The 14974-nt window shown below is 70.6% G+C and carries 17 protein-coding genes and 2 pseudogenes; 12 read left to right on the top strand and 7 right to left on the bottom strand.

The features are described from left to right. The 7 genes and pseudogenes from A5643_RS18635 to A5643_RS05875 form a co-directional block, all read left to right on the top strand. A pseudogene (locus A5643_RS18635) lies at window positions 1-79 on the top strand (CsbD family protein); the annotation flags it as partial. Window positions 80-308: 229 nt separating this feature from the next. Continuing rightward, entirely contained in the window at window positions 309-914 is a 606-nt protein-coding gene (locus A5643_RS05895) for a PAS and ANTAR domain-containing protein (protein WP_082948760.1), read from the top strand. A 57-nt stretch (window positions 915-971) separates the two neighbouring features. Continuing rightward, entirely contained in the window at window positions 972-1301 is a 330-nt protein-coding gene (locus tag A5643_RS18630; protein WP_066852924.1) for a chemotaxis protein CheB, read from the top strand. After that, complete coding sequence (locus tag A5643_RS05885) at window positions 1294-2061, top strand: sulfate transporter (RefSeq protein WP_066852922.1); 768 nt, start codon at window positions 1294-1296, stop codon at window positions 2059-2061. Before A5643_RS18630 ends, A5643_RS05885 begins: the two co-directional genes overlap by 8 nt. A 38-nt stretch (window positions 2062-2099) precedes the next feature. Next, a pseudogene (locus A5643_RS18625) lies at window positions 2100-2321 on the top strand (CheR family methyltransferase); the annotation flags it as partial. 179 nt (window positions 2322-2500) lie between these two features. Next, a complete protein-coding gene (locus tag A5643_RS18055; protein WP_197497661.1) occupies window positions 2501-2677 on the top strand; it encodes a hypothetical protein in 177 nt (58 codons plus the stop codon). Beyond that, window positions 2677-3516 carry an SDR family oxidoreductase gene (locus A5643_RS05875; RefSeq protein WP_066852917.1) on the top strand — a complete coding sequence of 280 codons (840 nt, stop codon included), beginning with the start codon at window positions 2677-2679 and terminating at the stop codon, window positions 3514-3516. The genes A5643_RS18055 and A5643_RS05875 overlap by 1 nt, the downstream gene beginning before the upstream one ends. Before the next feature lie 11 nt (window positions 3517-3527). Here the strand turns inward: A5643_RS05875 and A5643_RS05870 are convergent, their stop codons facing one another. Together A5643_RS05870 and A5643_RS05865 are read right to left on the bottom strand one after the other, a co-directional pair. Next, window positions 3528-4796: a glycosyltransferase gene (locus A5643_RS05870; RefSeq protein WP_082948758.1), complete on the bottom strand. Its 1269-nt coding sequence runs from the start codon at window positions 4794-4796 to the stop codon at window positions 3528-3530. A gap of 43 nt (window positions 4797-4839) precedes the next feature. After that, window positions 4840-5826 (bottom strand): glycosyltransferase, encoded by a 987-nt coding sequence (locus tag A5643_RS05865; protein ID WP_197497660.1) that lies wholly within the window; start codon window positions 5824-5826, stop codon window positions 4840-4842. Between the two features lie 406 nt (window positions 5827-6232). Here A5643_RS05865 and A5643_RS05860 point away from each other — a divergent pair, with 406 nt between their 5' ends. After that, the gene (locus tag A5643_RS05860) at window positions 6233-6673 is read left to right on the top strand and encodes an STAS domain-containing protein (protein ID WP_197497659.1); all 441 of its coding nucleotides are present in this window, start codon (window positions 6233-6235) and stop codon (window positions 6671-6673) included. A gap of 134 nt (window positions 6674-6807) precedes the next feature. Here the strand turns inward: A5643_RS05860 and A5643_RS05855 are convergent, their stop codons facing one another. Continuing rightward, complete coding sequence (locus tag A5643_RS05855; protein ID WP_066852915.1) at window positions 6808-7590, bottom strand: SigB/SigF/SigG family RNA polymerase sigma factor; 783 nt, start codon at window positions 7588-7590, stop codon at window positions 6808-6810. Continuing rightward, window positions 7590-8021, bottom strand: a complete 432-nt coding sequence (locus A5643_RS05850) for an ATP-binding protein (RefSeq protein ID WP_066852913.1) — start codon at window positions 8019-8021, stop codon at window positions 7590-7592. Before A5643_RS05850 ends, A5643_RS05855 begins: the two co-directional genes overlap by 1 nt. Before the next feature lie 208 nt (window positions 8022-8229). On the opposite strand from A5643_RS05850, the gene A5643_RS17665 reads away from it, so the two are divergent. Further along, window positions 8230-8487 carry a DUF7218 family protein gene (locus tag A5643_RS17665; protein WP_082948761.1) on the top strand — a complete coding sequence of 86 codons (258 nt, stop codon included), beginning with the start codon at window positions 8230-8232 and terminating at the stop codon, window positions 8485-8487. Between the two features lie 20 nt (window positions 8488-8507). Beyond that, window positions 8508-8753 (top strand): microaggregate-binding protein 1, encoded by a 246-nt coding sequence (mbp1, locus tag A5643_RS05845; protein ID WP_066852911.1) that lies wholly within the window; start codon window positions 8508-8510, stop codon window positions 8751-8753. 91 nt (window positions 8754-8844) lie between these two features. On the opposite strand, the gene A5643_RS05840 is transcribed toward mbp1, so the two are convergent. Together A5643_RS05840 and A5643_RS05835 are read right to left on the bottom strand one after the other, a co-directional pair. Beyond that, window positions 8845-9243 (bottom strand): hypothetical protein, encoded by a 399-nt coding sequence (locus tag A5643_RS05840; protein WP_231995470.1) that lies wholly within the window; start codon window positions 9241-9243, stop codon window positions 8845-8847. 77 nt (window positions 9244-9320) lie between these two features. Further along, the gene (locus tag A5643_RS05835) at window positions 9321-11474 is read right to left on the bottom strand and encodes a catalase (protein ID WP_066852907.1); all 2154 of its coding nucleotides are present in this window, start codon (window positions 11472-11474) and stop codon (window positions 9321-9323) included. A 154-nt stretch (window positions 11475-11628) separates the two neighbouring features. Here A5643_RS05835 and A5643_RS05830 point away from each other — a divergent pair, with 154 nt between their 5' ends. Together A5643_RS05830 and A5643_RS05825 are read left to right on the top strand one after the other, a co-directional pair. Beyond that, window positions 11629-12807 carry an alcohol dehydrogenase catalytic domain-containing protein gene (locus tag A5643_RS05830; protein ID WP_066852905.1) on the top strand — a complete coding sequence of 393 codons (1179 nt, stop codon included), beginning with the start codon at window positions 11629-11631 and terminating at the stop codon, window positions 12805-12807. A gap of 80 nt (window positions 12808-12887) precedes the next feature. After that, entirely contained in the window at window positions 12888-13583 is a 696-nt protein-coding gene (locus A5643_RS05825; RefSeq protein ID WP_066852903.1) for a winged helix family transcriptional regulator, read from the top strand. 43 nt (window positions 13584-13626) lie between these two features. Here the strand turns inward: A5643_RS05825 and A5643_RS05820 are convergent, their stop codons facing one another. After that, a complete protein-coding gene (locus A5643_RS05820) occupies window positions 13627-14781 on the bottom strand; it encodes an alpha-hydroxy-acid oxidizing protein (RefSeq protein ID WP_066852901.1) in 1155 nt (384 codons plus the stop codon). Window positions 14782-14974 lie beyond the last annotated feature (193 nt).

Below are 14974 nucleotides of genomic sequence, written 5' to 3'. Positions count from 1 at the left end.
CGCCAAGAAGGAGGCCGAGGCCGAATCCGCGCGCGGCGGCGCCGAGGCCGCGGAGAAGCGTCAGCAAGCCAACCAGTAGCAATGAACCGGTGGGCGGGGCCGAACGGCCTCGCCCACCGAGTGCTGGGGTGCTCACGTGTGCGTTAGAATTGACCCCGGCGTTCAGCAGCAGCGCCGTTCAGCTTTCACCCGTTGATTCTTTGCGAAGAAGTAGGTGTCCGTTGGTCGGCGACCTTGATGCTCCGTTCCCCCGCCAGTCGGCGACGGCTGAAACCGGTGGGGCGGAACCCGACGACGGCCTCAACCCGATGGAGCTCTTCCTCGGCGAGGGCGACCCGCAGCGGGTGGGCCGATTCCAGTACTTTCTGTCCGACCAGCGCTGGGTCTGGTCGGACACCGTCGCCCGGATGCACGGCTACGAGCCGGGCGCGGTGACCCCGACCACCGAGTTGCTGCTGCAGCACAAGCACCCCGACGACCGTCCCGAAGTCGCCGCCGTGCTGGGCCGGGTCCAGGCCGGCGAGCCGTTCAGCAGCCGCCACCGCATCATCGACCTCGAAGGACGCACCCGCTGGGTGATCGTCGTAGGCGACTACATGGTCGGTGAGGACGGCGCCACGGTGATCGGCACCGCCGGGTTCTACGTCGACGTCACCGACACGCTGCAGTCCGACGTCACCACGGTGGTCTCCGAGGTCACCGAATCCCGCGCGGTGATCGAGCAGGCCAAGGGCGTGTTGATGGCCGCCCACGGCATCTCCGCCGAGCGGGCGTTCGACATCCTGGTGTGGCGCTCCCAGGAGACCAACATCAAGGTGCGCGACTTCGCGACGCGGTTCGTGGCGGCGGTGACCGGCCGGATGTCCCCGGACGCGGTCAGCCGGATCGACCACGCCCTGCTCACCCTCAGCTGAAACACCGCGGCCGGTAGCGTCCGGTTGCCGTCCGCCCCCGGCGGGTATCCGCCAACTATGAGCCGCGACTCGACCGTGGACGACACCCGCCGGATCGTCGCCGTGGGGGCTTCGGCCGGGGGCGTTGCGGCGCTGAGCAGGTTCGTCGCCGGGCTGCCCGCCGACCTGCCGCACCCGGTGCTGGTGGCGCTGCACCTGCCCGTCGGGGCGTCCAGTGTGCTGGCCCGCGTCCTGGATCGGCGCGGCCGACTGCCGGCCCGCACCGCCGCCGACATCGGCGAGCTGCTCGCTCGGCTGCCCGCTCCCGCCCCGGCCGAGCACGCGATCACCGTGCTCGGCAATCGACTGTCCGACGCGGCCCGGCGGCCGGAGCAGCGTCATGCGTGATCGGGTCAGCCCGATGCAGGTGGACCGCGGCACCGTCGAAGGGGCCTGCCTGCTGACCGTGCGCGGCCTGCTCGACGGCACCACCTATCTCACCGTGCGTGACGCGGTGATCAAGGCCGCCCTCGACGAGCCGGTCGCCGTGCTGGTCGACGTCGACGCGCTGGCGGTGCCCGCGCCGTCGGCCTGGGTGGTGTTCACCAGCGCCCGCTGGCATGTCAGCCACTGGCCCGATGTGCCGATCATGCTGATCTGCCGGCGCCCGGCCGTGGCCGCCACCATCGCCGCCAACGGCGTGGTCCGCTACGTGCCGGTGCATCCCAGCGCCGACACCGCGTTGCGCTCGCTGGTCGACCTCCGGCCCGCGCTGCGCCGGCGCACCAAGGCAACCCTGCCGGCGTCAACGGTCGCGCTGCACCGCTCGCGCGCACTGGTCGCCGAATGGCTGACCGGGTGGGCGCAGGAGGACCTGGTCCCCGCGGCCAAGATCGTCGTGGACGTCTTGGTGGAGAACGTGCTGGCCCACACCGACAGCCGACCGGTGGTGGTCGCTGAATCCGACGGCGAGACGGTCACCATCGCCGTGCAGGACCACGCCGTCGCCCCGGCGGTCCGCCGCGAGCCCCCGGCCGGCACCAAACAATGCATCTCCGGACTGGGGGTGGTCGCCGCGCTGTCCCGGGCCTGGGGCAGCACCCCCACCGGCTCGGGCAAGACGGTGTGGGCGGTCATCGGCCCTGACGGCGACTCCGCCGACGGGTAGGGCCTTTTCCTCGGCAGACGGTCGGCGGACAGGGCGAGATCGACGAGCACACGGACGAGGCGTCCGAGGCGTTGCTGCGGTACATACGTGACTCGCGCGGCGCGGATTTCACCGGCTACAAACGCGCCTCGCTGATGCACCGGGCGCGGCACCGCATGAGCCGGATCGGCCCCGACTCGTTGGAGAACTATCTGGATGTGCTGCACGCCAACTCCGATGAATTCGCCGCGCTGTTCGACACCATCCTGATCAACGTCACCCGAGGCTCTTCTGCGACCTCGACTCCGGGCCGCCCGACCACCGTGCGCGTTAGCTGCACCGGTATCCCCTTGGTTCGCCCCGACACTGCCGTCCAGGTTACGCGCCGTGGCGGCGGGGTACGCAGTCCCCACAGACCGATGCGCCCGGCCGCGAGCCGGGCGAGAACAGGGGGCCGATGATGGAACGGGAAAGCGCCAAACACGGGCCGCCCGAGGACGACGCGCTCAAAAAGGAGCTACAGGGCACCCTCCAGAGCAATCGGCCGAGCCGGGTCGAGGAGTGGCGGGATCCCGAACCGCCGGCCGACGACGACCCGGATGTGCCCACCGCCGGCCCGGCTGCAGGAGGCTCCTGATGGGCTTTCCCGAGCAGCAGCAACGCCCGCCCGGATCGCAGGCCCGGATGGACCCGGCGCCCGACTGCGGCGAGGACAGCTACCGCGGGTCGGGGCGACTCGCCGGCAAACGGGCGATCATCACCGGCGGGGACAGCGGCATCGGCCGCGCGGTGGCGATCGCGTTCGCCCGGGAAGGCGCCGACGTGCTGATCGCCTACCTGGAGGAAGACCACGACGCCCGCGCGGTCGCCGACCTCGTGGAACAGGCCGGGCGCCGCTGTGTGCTGGTCCGCGGGGACCTCTCCGATCCGGCGCACTGCCGTCACGTCGTCGAGCGGGCGGTCAGCGACCTCGGTGGCATCGAAGTGCTGGTGAGCAACGCCGCCTACCAGATGACCCACGAGACGTTGACGGAGATCAGCGACCGGGAGTGGGACTACACGTTCAGCCTCAACGTCGGCGCCTACTTCTCGCTGGTCAAAGCGGCGCTGCCGCACCTGGGGCCGGGCGCGTCGATCATCGGCAGTTCCTCGGTCAACTCCGACGCCCCGAACCCGACGCTGGCGCCGTATGCGGCGACCAAGGCCGCGATCGCGAACTTCTCGGCCAGCCTGGCTCAGCTGCTCGGCCCGCAGGGCATCCGGGTCAACAGCGTGGCGCCGGGCCCGATCTGGACTCCGCTGATCCCAGCCACCCTGCCCGCCGAGGCGGTGGCGACGTTCGGTGACAACGTGCCGCTGGGCCGCGCCGGCCAGCCCGCGGAGCTGGCGCCGGTGTATGTGCTGCTGGCGTCCGACGAGGCCAGCTATGTCTCCGGCGCCCGGGTCGCGGTCACCGGCGGCCGGCCGATCCTGTAGCCCGGTTGCGTTCAGCCGGACTCCGCCGAGGTGGTCGCCGAAACCGATTGGGCGCCTGAGTGGTTCGTGCTGCGCAGCGGACGGTACATCAGGGTGCGGTCGGTGACCCGGCGGTAGACGCGCAGCGTGTCGTCGGTGATGCGGTCCCAGGCGTAGCGGGCCCGGGCCCGGTCCCGGCCGGACGCCCCGAGGCTGTCCCGCAGGAACGCGTCCCGCAGGATCGCGTTGATCGCCCCGGCGCAATCGCGGGGCTTCTTCGGCGAGACCAGCAGCCCGGTGATGTCGTGGACCACGGTGTCGAGCATGCCGCCGACCGCGGTCGCCACCACCGGCACGCCGCAGGCCATCGCCTCCAGCGGCACGATCCCGAACGGCTCATACCAGGGGGTGCAGGCCACGACGTCGGCCGACCGCAGCAGCGCCGGCATGTCCTCGTGGGCGACCGCGCCGAGCAGCCGCACCCGGTCTCCCACCCCGAGGTCGTCGGCCAGCCGACGCAGCCGGCAAGCCTCGGCGTCGTCCGGCAGGTCGGCGGCGGCGGGCCCGCCGGCGATCACCAGCTCCGCGCCGGGGATCGCGGGCAGCGCCTCGATGAGCGTGCCGAAGCCCTTGCGCGGCACGAACCGGCCGACCGAGACGATGCGGCGCCGCTCGGAGCGCTCCGCGCACGGCCCCTGCGGTGAGAACAGGTCCAGATCTACGCCGCACGGCACCACCGAGATCCGGGTGCGGTCGCGGCCCAGCCGCCGCAGCTCGAATACCTCGTCGGTGCAGCTGGCGGTGACCCAGGTGGCCTCCCGCGCGATCAGGGTCTCCAGCCGCAGCCGGTCCGGCGGGCTGGTGTCGTCGGCGCCCTGGTGGCGCTGTTTGACCACACCGAGGGCGTGGAAGGTCTGCACCGCCGGGATGCGGTGGCGGCGCGCCGCCAGCTGGGTGGCGATGCCCGACATCCAGAAATGCGCGTGCGCCACGTCGGGGCGTTCATGGGTCCATTCGGCGTCCAGGCGCCGGCCGAACTGCCCCATGTACTGCAACAGCTCGTCCTTGGGCAACGGCTCGGGCGGCCCGGCGTCGACGTGGACCACCGTGTAGCCGTCCGGGGTCGTCACCCGCTCCGGCAGGTCGGGGTCGTCCCGCCGGGTGAACACCTCCACCTGGTGGCCCTGCCGGGCCAGACCCGCCGACAGGGCCGCCACGTGGACGTTCTGTCCGCCGGCGTCCGCTCCGCCGAGCGCGGCCGCCAGCGGGCTGGCGTGTTCGGACACCATCGCGATTTTCATGGCGTCGCTCTCCTCACTTTGTCGTTCGAGGCCGGTGGGCGGGTCACGCGCACTGTGCCTCGATCAGGTGGTCCCAGTCGTGTAGGAACCGGTCCAGCCCGAACTGCTTGCGCGCGAACTCGCGGGCCGCCGCACCGGTGGCCCGGGCGTGCTCGGGGTCGGCGACGAACTCGGCCAGCGCGCGCCCCAGCACGGCCGGGTCGGCGCTGACCACGCCGGCCTCAGCGGGGACGACCAGCGGCGCCATGGTGGCGGCGACCGCCACTACCGGCATGCCCAGGTACATCGCCTCCAGCAGCGACAGGCCCAGCGAGGTCCAGCGGGCGGTGTGCAGGTAGACCCGCCGTCGCGCCAGCTCGGCCCAGAGCGCCGGCCCGGGCCGGTCGCCGTGGCCGACCACGCCGGGTCGCTGCCGGCCCGGCCGGTTCAGTTCCTCGGTGCCCATCCCCCACACGTCGATGGGGGCATAGCCGCTCAGTTCGGCCAACAGGTCGGTGCCCACGGTGCGGCCGCGGCGGACCGGCTCGTTGATCGCGGCGCCGGCGGCGGGGAGCTCCCCGCTGTACAGCGGACCCGGGTCGGCGATGCCGTGGGTGATCACCGTCGTCGGCGCCCGGCCGTTGTCCCACATCAGCCGGTTGAAGTCGGTCACGTGGACCACCGGGATGTCGGTGCGGTCGGCGACCGGGTGGGTGCTGTCCACCGCGTACGGGCGGGGGGTGTTGTGCTCGACGTAGATCGCCGGGAGGTCGACGCCCGGGCGCCGGCCCAGCCAGCTTTCGACCAGTCGCGCCTCGTGCGGCCGCTGCAACACCACCAGGTCGACGTCGGTGGCGCGTAACTCGGCGGGCGTGGCCTCGGCTGCGTGCGGCCAGTCCCGGCCGCACAGTCCGCGCCCGTCGGTGTCGCGGTCGTCGTTGACCGGGATCAGGTAGCGGTGCCCGCCGGCGACGAAGGCCTGCGTCCACGCGCCGTGGACATGCCACAGCAAAATCGTGCGCAGCCGAGGCTGCCGATTCCGCGTTCGCATAGGCAGTCGATACCCCGAGAAGTGGTCCCTAAACGCCGTCGGGAGAACCCGCGCGTAGCGGGCAAAACCTCGGCAGGTTAGGGGTTTTCCGGTGCGCGGCGGCGGGGGCGCCGGCTCCGCCCCGGGAGCTTGCGCCCGACCTTGACCGCCCGCCAGCGAAGCGCTTCTTTCGTGGGGCAGCGTGACTGGACGCTCGATAAGGGTTTGTTGAGAACCGCCGGGAGCCGTTACCGAACCGTTGTCAAACGTCGGCTACTGGAGTAACGTCGCCCACAGGTTGAGTTCACAGCCACCCGGAAACGCGTCGGGGACGCACGGGGAGGTGGAACTCCCCGGGTTTTTCGTTAAAACGGCTCCTCGACGCGATCCAACAGGAACGAATATGTCGACTGATGGAGCGATGGACATGACTGTGACGCGCATTGCGAGCCCTACCGGGCCGCTCCCCGCAACAGCGATCGATTTCCCGGCCACGGCCTGGGAGAACCACACTGCCCAGTTCGAGGCGCGTTGGGGCGCCGGCGGATTGGTGCTCGTGGTGCGCGGCGAGATCGACGCCGCCAACGCCGACCACCTCGTGGAGTGCGTGCGTCAATGCACGCCGCACTGCCAGTGGCTGGTGCTCGATCTCGGTGACCTGGAGTTCATGGGAACCGCCGGATTCGCCGCACTGCAGCACATCGAGGACCTCGCGGACGGTGAGATGCAGTGGACGATGGTGCCCAGCGCGGCGGTCTCCCGCCTGCTGGGCATCTGCGACCCGGAGACCGCCCTGCCCACGTCGGCGACCATGACCGAGGCGCTGGGGTTCGTGGAGGAGACCCGGGTGCTGCGACTGCTGGGCTGAGGCCCGACTATTGGGGGAAGGCGCTGGGGCGAAGCGGTCAAGGCTTCGCCCCAGCGCTTTATCTTTGCCTCTGTCTCTGCTTTCGTCTTTGCCGGGAAGAGTTCGTTGCCGGACGGCCTCTTCGCCGGACTCCCTCAGGGCATCTGGTCACGCAACCGGGCCAACGATTTGGCCAGCAGCCGCGAGACGTGCATCTGGGAGACCCCGATCCGTTCGGCGATCTGGGTCTGGGTCATCGACTCGAAGAACCGCAGTATCAACACCGTTCGCTCTCGATCCGGCAGCGCCGCCAGCAGGGGCCGCAGCGTCTCCCGGTTCTCGATGCGCTCCATCCCGGCGTCCACCGACCCCAGCGTGTCGGCGATCGCCCGGACATCGTCCTCGCCGCCGCTGCTGCTGCCGCTGTCGATCGACAAGGTGTTGTAGGAGCTGCCGGCGACCAAGCCCTCGACCACTTCGCCGCGGCTGACCTCCATCTCGGCGGCCAACTCCGACGGCGTGGGGGCGCGGCCGAGGCGCTGCGACAGCTCCGCGGTGGCGGAGCCGAGGCGCAGGTGCATCTCCTTGAGCCGCCGCGGCACCTTGACCGACCAGCTGTTGTCCCGGAAGTGGCGGCGGACCTCGCCCATGATCGTGGGCACCGCGAACGACACGAAATCCGAGCCGGTGTCGACGTCGAACCGCAGCACCGCGTTCACCAGCCCCACCCGGGCGACCTGGACCAGGTCGTCGCGGGACTCGCCGCGGCCGTCGAAGCGGCGGGCGATGTGATCGGCCAGCGGAAGGCAGCGTTCGACGATCTTGTCGCGCTGCGCACTGAACTCCGCGGACTCCTCCGGAAGCGCCGCCAGCTGCAGGAACATGTCGGGCACATCGGCGTATTCCGAACTCGACCGCGATCCCGAGCCCGAGGCCATCAATCGCACTCCGCCCGACGCTTGGTCAACACGATGCCGAACACCTGGCCGCCGGCGTCGCCCGGTTCGCGGAAGGTGCCGACCTCGTCGACCAGCGCGCTCAGCACGTGCCAACCGAAGCTGCCCGGCACCACCACGTCGCCGTCGCCGGCGCAGTTCACCGCGACCTCGATCCTCAGCGCCTGGTCGTCGGGGTCGACGACGGTGACCAGGGTCGCGCCGGTGCTGGCGGCGCACACCAGCTGGGTGCAGGCCTCGTCGACAGCCAACCGCAGGTCCGCGACGCTATCTAGGTCGAAATCCTCGAGCGCCCCGATGGCGCCGGCCAGCGTGCGCACCACCGCGACGTTGTCGATCAGGGCGGCGACCCGCAACTCGATCGACCGGTCGGTGCGTTCGTTCTGGCGTGCCTGGATGCTGGTTTTTGTCACGTGGGTCCCTCCCGGCCGTCGTCTCCTCGAGGTTATCGCCGCGACATTATCGCGTGGCGCGCGCGCCTCCGCGCGCTTCCGCGCCGCCGCCTTGATACCCGTTTCGAGCTGCGGCTAATCCACACCAGGGATGCGGATGTTTAGCTCCCCGCCGAGGTGGGCACACCGATGGGTGGGTCGGGAAGATCAGCGCGGAAAGGAGAAGGCGATGCCGAACTCGTCGATCAAGGACGAGCGTCTTTACCGGGATCTGCGCGACAAGGGCGACTCGAAAGAGAAGGCCGCCCGGATCGCCAACGCCGCCGCGTCGAGTGGCCGCTCGAAGGTCGGCAAACGCGGTGGCCGTTCTGGCTCCTACCAGGATTGGACCGTCCCTGAGCTCAAAAAGCGGGCAAAAGAGCTTGGCATGTCAGGGTATTCGAAGCTGACCAAAGGCAAGCTCATCGCGAAACTGCGAAACCACTAGCAGCACTGGGAAGGTGGATTATGAGCGACAAGAACACGGCCGAGGAAGCCATCAAGGGTGTCGTCGAGGACGCCAAGGGCAAGGCCAAGGAGGCCGTCGGCACGGTGACCGGCCGCGACGACCTTATCCGCGAGGGTAAGGCGCAGCAGGACAAGGCCGAATCCGAGCGCGACGCCGCCAAGAAGGAGGCCGAGGCCGAGAAGTCCCGCGCCGAGGCCAAGGTCGATGAGCAGCGTCAGAAGGCCAGCCAGGACCCGGACAGCTGATCGGTCCCGCCAGCCATCACCGCGAGAAGGGCCCAGCCGCAGAGGCTGGGCCCTTTTCCTGTCTGTTCCCCTCCGGTTCGGCGGGACCGGCTCAGTCGAACAGCCCGGGACCGGCGATGGGCACCCCGGACATCAGCAGGATCGCGAAGCAGAGCATCAGCAGGAACCAGCCCGCGCCCTGCCAGCCCCACCACTGCTCACCGGCTCGGTATCGCCGGTAGGTCCGCACGAACGCCCGCGTCGCGCCGGCGAACAGGACCACCGGGGCCGCCAGCGCCAACGCCGCACGCTGCGGTACGCCGCAAGCCGCGTCGGGCATCGCGCCGGCGTCGCAGCCGCTGGCCCACCAGGCCGCGGCGATCAACACCGCCACGCCGACCACGGTGATCAGCAACGCGAACCGCGCGGCCACCCGCACCGTCGGGTCGTTGCGCAGGACCGGGCCGCGTCGTCTCGGCTGCCCGTTCGGCGACGGAGTCTGGTCGGACACGAACATCCCCTTCACTCGGCTTCACTCGACGAGGGCGCACTCGCCCTCGAGCCTATGCCGCCGGATGGCGCCGGCGCTCAGGCCGGCACAGCATCGGTGCGCCGCTCCCAGGCCCGGTGCCGGGCCAGCGCGGCGGTGAACGCGCCGAAGAACGGCTCGGCGAGGTCTTCGGCCGCCGCGGCGGTGGTCACCACGCCGTGCGCGTCGACCACGTCGGTGTCCTCGGCGAGGCGCGCACCGAGGTCCATCTCCCGCAGCAGATCGACCCCCGCGCCGAAGGCGCCCACCGCCTTGAGGTGCTTGTAGGCCTCGGTGATGAAATGCCGTGCGTACCCGTCGCCGCTCAGCGTGGCGATCGAATCGGCGCCGCAGGGCACCACCACCGCGTCGTAGAGCACCGAGGCCATCGTGGTGATCGCCCGGTCCACCGGCAACTCGCCACCGGATCCGCCGGCCAGCGCGCCGCCCGCGACGGGCGCCAGCACCTCGGCGACGGCGCCGCGCTCGGCCATCGCCTCGATGAACCGGCGGGTGCCCTCGACGTCGACACCGTCGGCGGCCAGCACCGCGATCTTGCGGCTTTCGACACCGCCGCTGCCGGTGCCCAACTGTGACAGCGCCGGGGAGGCCGCCATCTTGTCGTCGACGGGTTGCTCGTCGGGTTCGGGCAAGCCGAGCAGCGCCGCCACCCGGGTCGCCAGCGAATGGTCGATGAGGTTGATCTGCTCGACCACCGCCGCCCGGATCTCGCCGGAGCGGACCTTGCCCAACTCGAAGCCGTACGCGGCGACGATGTGCTCCTGTTCCACCGGCGTCATGCTCTTCCAGAACATCCGGGACTGGCTGTAGTGGTCCTGAAAGCTCTCCGCGCGCTTGCGGATCGCGTGCCCCTCGACCTTCTGCGTGTAGTGCCGGAACACGTCCGGGTCGGTGCCGGCGCCCAGCGCCGGGCAGCCGCCGCCGATCGAGTTCTTGTGGTAGCTCGACCGGCCCTTCGGGATGGCGATCTGGCCGTAGCCGTCGTGCTGGTTGTTGCGCACCTCGGCGACGGGGCGGTTGATCGGCAGCTGGGCGAAGTTGGGTCCGCCGAGCCGGATCAGCTGGGTGTCGAGGTAGGAGAAGTTGCGGAACTGCAGCAGCGGATCGTTGGTGAAGTCGATGCCCGGCACCACGTTGGCCGGACAGAACGCCACCTGTTCGGTTTCGGCGAAGAAGTTGTCCGGGTTGCGGTTGAGGACCATCTTGCCGACCGGACGCACCGGCACGAGTTCCTCGGGAATGATCTTCGTCGCATCGAGCAGATCGAAGTCGAAGTCGAACTCCTGGCTTTCCGGGACCAGCTGCACCCCCAGCTCCCACTCCGGGTACTGGCCGGCCTCGATGGCGTCCCACAGGTCGCGCCGGTTGAAGTCGGGGTCCTTGCCGGCCACCTTCTGACATTCGTCCCAGATCAGCGAGTGCACACCCAGTTTGGGTGTCCAGTGGAACTTGACGAAGGTGCCCTGGCCGTCGGCGTTGACGAACCGGAAGGTGTTCACCCCGAAGCCCTGCATCATCCGGTAGCTGCGCGGCAGCGACCGGTCCGACATCAGCCACATGATCGCGTGCAGTGTCTCCGGCTGCAGCGCCACGAAGTCCCACAGCGTGTCGTGGGCCGACTGCGCCTGCGGGATCTCGTTGTCCGGTTCGGGTTTTACCGCGTGCACGAAGTCGGGGAACTTGATGCCGTCCTGGATGAAGAACACCGGAAAGTTGTTGCCCACCAGGTCGTAGTTGCCCTGCTCGGTGTAGAACTTGGTGGCGAACCCGCGCACGTCGCGCACGGTGTCCGCCGAGCCCCGGAAACCGGCCACCGTGGAGAACCGGACGAACACCGGGGTCTGTTTGCCCGGCGTGGTCAGGAACCGCGCGGCGGTGTAGGGCGCCAGCCAGTCGTCGTAGGTCTCGAAGTGGCCGTAGGCGCCGGCTCCGCGGGCGTGCACGACGCGTTCGGGGATGCGTTCGTGGTCGAAGTGGGTGATCTTCTCGCGCGCGTGGAAATCGTCGAGCAGCGTGGGCCCGCGTTCCCCGGCGCTGAGCGCGTCGTCGGTGTGGTCGACCCGCACCCCCTGCTGGGTGGTCAGGTAGCCCGACTCCCGGTCCACCCGGTAGCCGTCCAACTGCTGCTGCTTGGGATCCACGGCGTCTCCTTCCGGATAGGGATTCGCCGGTTGGGTACCCGGGGCGCCCATCGGCAAACGACGCCCCCCTCCCCCAGCGGCCACCCGCGGGTTTGACCGGCCGGCCGCCCGGCAATAGCCATGGCGTGACGGGACCGGTATCTCTCGTCGCGCCGGATGCGGCGGGGCGCACGCCGGCCCGACCGACGACGGCAGGAGAACGCCGATGCGTGCTGTGACCTGGCAGGGGACCCGCAGCGTCGAGGTGAACACCGTCGCCGACCCGGTGATCGAGGAACCCACCGACGCGATCATCGAGGTCACCACCACCAACATCTGCGGATCCGATCTGCACCTCTACGAAGTGCTGGGCCCGTTCATGGGTGTCGGGGACATCATGGGTCACGAACCGATCGGCGTGGTCTGCGACGTCGGCCGCGAGGTCACCAACCTCGCCGTCGGTGACCGGGTCGTGATCCCGTTCCAGATCTCCTGCGGGCACTGCGCGATGTGCCGGGACCGGCTGACCACCCAGTGCGAGACCACCCAGGTCCACCGGTACGGCACCGGCGCGGCGTTGTTCGGCTATTCCAAGCTCTACGGCCAGATTCCGGGTGCGCAGGCCCAGTACCTGCGGGTGCCGCAAGCCCAGCACACCCACATCAAGGTGCCCGAGGACCCGCCGGACAGCCGGTATGTCTACCTCTCCGACGTGCTGCCCACCGCCTGGCAGGCGGTGCAGTACGCGGCGATCCCGCCCGGCGGGTCGGTGACGGTGCTCGGCCTCGGGCCGATCGGGGACATGTGCGCCCGGATCGCAAGCCATCTCGGCCACCGGGTGATCGGTGTCGACCTGGTGGCCGACCGGCTGGCGCGCGCCGCCGCCCGCGGGGTGGAAACCATCGGCGCCGGCGCCCAGACCGACGTCGCCGCCGCCGTGCGGGAACTGACCGGCGGGCGGGGCAGCGACGCGGTCATCGACGCGGTCGGGATGGAGGCGCACGGCTCCGGAGCTGCCCGTGCCGTGCAGCGGCTGACCGCGCTGATGCCGCGGCGCCTGGCCCAGCCGATGATCCAGAACGCCGGCATCGACCGGTTGGCCGCGCTGTACACCGCGATCGACACCGTGCGCCGCGGCGGCACCATTTCGCTGATCGGGGTCTACGGCGGCAAACTCGACCCGGTGCCGCTGTTCACCCTGTTCGACAAGCAGATTCAGCTGCGGATGGGCCAGGCCAACGTCAAACCGTGGGTCGACGACATCCTGCCGCTGCTCACCGACGACGACCCGCTGGGCGTCGACAGCTTCGCCACCCACGAGTTGCCGCTGGAGGACGCCGCCCACGGCTACCGCATCTTCCAGGAGAAGCGGGACGGCGCCGTCAAAGTGCTGTTGAAGCCCTGAGGCCCCCCCGGCCGGGCCCGGGATTAACCCTGCGCCGAGCGGGGTAATCAGCGACCACCCCGGCGAAGGGAGCATGGTCGATGTCGGTGGATGTGCTGGTGGTGACCGACGACGCCGACCCGGCGTCGGTGTTGCCGGCGCTGCCGGTGATCGCCCGCCGAATCCGGCGCACCTCGTTGACCGAGCCGGGCGGGGCCGGTCATCGCGATGTCGATGTCGTCATCGTTGACGGGCGCGCGGATCTGACCGCCGCCCGGCGCGCCTGCCGGAGGATGGCCGCCGATGCCCCGCAGATCGCGGTGGTCGCCGTGGTGCTGCCCGAGGACCTGGTGGCCGTCGACCTGGACTGGCAACTCGATGAGGTGTTGCTGACCACCTGCAGCACCGCGGAGTTGCACTCCCGGCTGCGGCTGGCGATCTCGCGGCGTCTCGACCTGGTCGACAGCACCCTGCAACTGGGCGACCTGGCGCTGCACCCGGCGAGTTACTCGGCGAGCCTGCACGGCCGGGAGCTGCATCTGACGGTCACCGAATTCAAACTGCTCAGCTTCCTGGTCGAACACGCCGGTCACGCCGTCACCCGCAGCCGGTTGCTCAACGCGGTTTGGGGCCGGGCCGGCAGCCGCCGCATCGTCGACGTGCACGTGCAGCGGTTGCGCGCCAAACTCGGCCACGACCACGAACACCTAGTCGAGACCGTCCGCGGGGTCGGGTATCGGGCCGTGCCCGGCAACGAGCCGCTGGACGACGCGCCGCGGGTTGCGATGTCGCACTGACTAGACGCGGGGGTCTCAGCGCTTGCCGGGCGGGCGCGGCGGCTCAGTCCACCCGGCGCAGCGCCCCGGGCGTGAGGTCCGCGCGGCTCGGGTACCCGTCGACCGCCATCAGCAGGTCGGCCTCCGCCAACAGCGAGCGCAGTACGTGCACCACCCCGTCGGCGCCGCCGAGGGCCAGGCCGTAGGCGTACGGGCGGCCGATGCCGACCGCGGTCGCGCCCAGCGCCAGCGCCTTGACGATGTCGGCGCCGCTGCGGACCCCGGAGTCGAACAGCACCGGAAGACCGTCGGCTGCCTCGAGCACGTCAGGCAGGCAGTCCAGGGCGGGCAGGCCGCTGTTGGCCTGCCGGCCGCCGTGGTTGGAGCAGTAGATGCCGTCCACCCCGAGGTCTTTGGCGCGGCGGGCGTCGTCGGGGTGGCAGATGCCCTTGAGGATCAGCGGCAGGTCGCTCAGCGACCGCAGCCACGGCAGGTCGGCCCAGGTGACCGGGCCGCCGAAGATCGGCAGGGTCTGCACCACGGTCTCGACCGGGTCGGCGCCGGGGCTCAGCCCGGATCGGAACACCGGATCGCTGGTGTAGTTGGCCAGACACCGGCTCGGCACCTGCGGATAGTTGCCGGCGCTGAGGTCGCGGGGCCGCCAACCGGTCACCCAGGTGTCAAGGGTGACCACGATCCCGCGGAAGCCGGCCCGTTCGGCGCGGGCGACCAGGCTGGCCGCCAGCTCCCGATCCGGCGGCGTGTAGAGCTGGAAGAAGCCGGGCGTGTCACCGCATTCGGCGGCCACCTGCTCCATCGGGTCCGCCGACAAGGTGCCGGCCATGAACGGGATCCCGGTGCGGGCCGCGGCGCGGGCGCTGGCCAGATCACCGTGCCCGTCCTGGGCGCACACCCCGATGACGCCGATCGGGGCCAGGAACACCGGTGCCGGGAACCGCACACCGAAGATCTCCACCGCCAGGTTCCGTTCGGTGGGGGCGACCAGCATCCGCGGGATCAGTCCCCAGCGCTGAAACGCCGCGCAGTTCGCGCGTTGGGTGTGCTCGTCGCCCGCCCCGCCGGCGACGTAGTCCCAGACCGCCGGGGACATCGCCGCCGCCGCGGCCGCCTCCAGTCCGGCGAACGTGATCGGCAGCGCCGGGTTCTCCCCGTGCCGGCCATCGCGGTAGATCTCGTCCTGGTATTGCGCGAACGCCATGACTCAGGGTTGCCCGGCCCGCGGGCCGGGCAAACGACCTGAGCTCAGTTACCGAAGTTCACCGGCGCGGGCGGCGGGGCCGGCGCAGGCGGCGCGGGCGGCGCACCCGGCGCAGGCGGCGGGGCGGGCGACGAGCACACCCAACGCGCGAACTGCGCGGCGTTTCAGCGCTGGGGACTGATCCCGCGGATGC

Source organism: Mycobacterium sp. 1274756.6 (genome assembly GCF_001668625.1).
GTDB lineage: Bacteria > Actinomycetota > Actinomycetes > Mycobacteriales > Mycobacteriaceae > Mycobacterium.
Note: the sequence above shows the minus strand (reverse complement) of the source record. Positions and strands in the feature narration are given on the sequence as shown.

Excerpts from the sequence above, each read along its gene's own strand:
- mbp1 (WP_066852911.1), top strand. The coding sequence starts at position 8,508 with ATGAGCGACAAGAACACGGCCGAGGAAGCCATCAAGGGTGTCGTCGAG.
- A5643_RS05870 (WP_082948758.1), bottom strand. The coding sequence starts at position 4,796 with ATGAAAATCGCGATGGTGTCCGAACACGCCAGCCCGCTGGCGGCCGCG.
- A5643_RS05830 (WP_066852905.1), top strand. The coding sequence starts at position 11,629 with ATGCGTGCTGTGACCTGGCAGGGGACCCGCAGCGTCGAGGTGAACACC.
- A5643_RS05875 (WP_066852917.1), top strand. The coding sequence starts at position 2,677 with ATGGGCTTTCCCGAGCAGCAGCAACGCCCGCCCGGATCGCAGGCCCGG.
- A5643_RS05820 (WP_066852901.1), bottom strand. The coding sequence starts at position 14,781 with ATGGCGTTCGCGCAATACCAGGACGAGATCTACCGCGATGGCCGGCAC.
- A5643_RS05865 (WP_197497660.1), bottom strand. The coding sequence starts at position 5,826 with ATGCGAACGCGGAATCGGCAGCCTCGGCTGCGCACGATTTTGCTGTGG.
- A5643_RS05855 (WP_066852915.1), bottom strand. The coding sequence starts at position 7,590 with ATGGCCTCGGGCTCGGGATCGCGGTCGAGTTCGGAATACGCCGATGTG.
- A5643_RS05860 (WP_197497659.1), top strand. The coding sequence starts at position 6,233 with ATGACTGTGACGCGCATTGCGAGCCCTACCGGGCCGCTCCCCGCAACA.
- A5643_RS05835 (WP_066852907.1), bottom strand. The coding sequence starts at position 11,474 with ATGGGCGCCCCGGGTACCCAACCGGCGAATCCCTATCCGGAAGGAGAC.
- A5643_RS05885 (WP_066852922.1), top strand. The coding sequence starts at position 1,294 with ATGCGTGATCGGGTCAGCCCGATGCAGGTGGACCGCGGCACCGTCGAA.
- A5643_RS18055 (WP_197497661.1), top strand. The coding sequence starts at position 2,501 with ATGGAACGGGAAAGCGCCAAACACGGGCCGCCCGAGGACGACGCGCTC.
- A5643_RS05895 (WP_082948760.1), top strand. The coding sequence starts at position 309 with ATGGAGCTCTTCCTCGGCGAGGGCGACCCGCAGCGGGTGGGCCGATTC.
- A5643_RS17665 (WP_082948761.1), top strand. The coding sequence starts at position 8,230 with ATGCCGAACTCGTCGATCAAGGACGAGCGTCTTTACCGGGATCTGCGC.
- A5643_RS18630 (WP_066852924.1), top strand. The coding sequence starts at position 972 with ATGAGCCGCGACTCGACCGTGGACGACACCCGCCGGATCGTCGCCGTG.
- A5643_RS05825 (WP_066852903.1), top strand. The coding sequence starts at position 12,888 with ATGTCGGTGGATGTGCTGGTGGTGACCGACGACGCCGACCCGGCGTCG.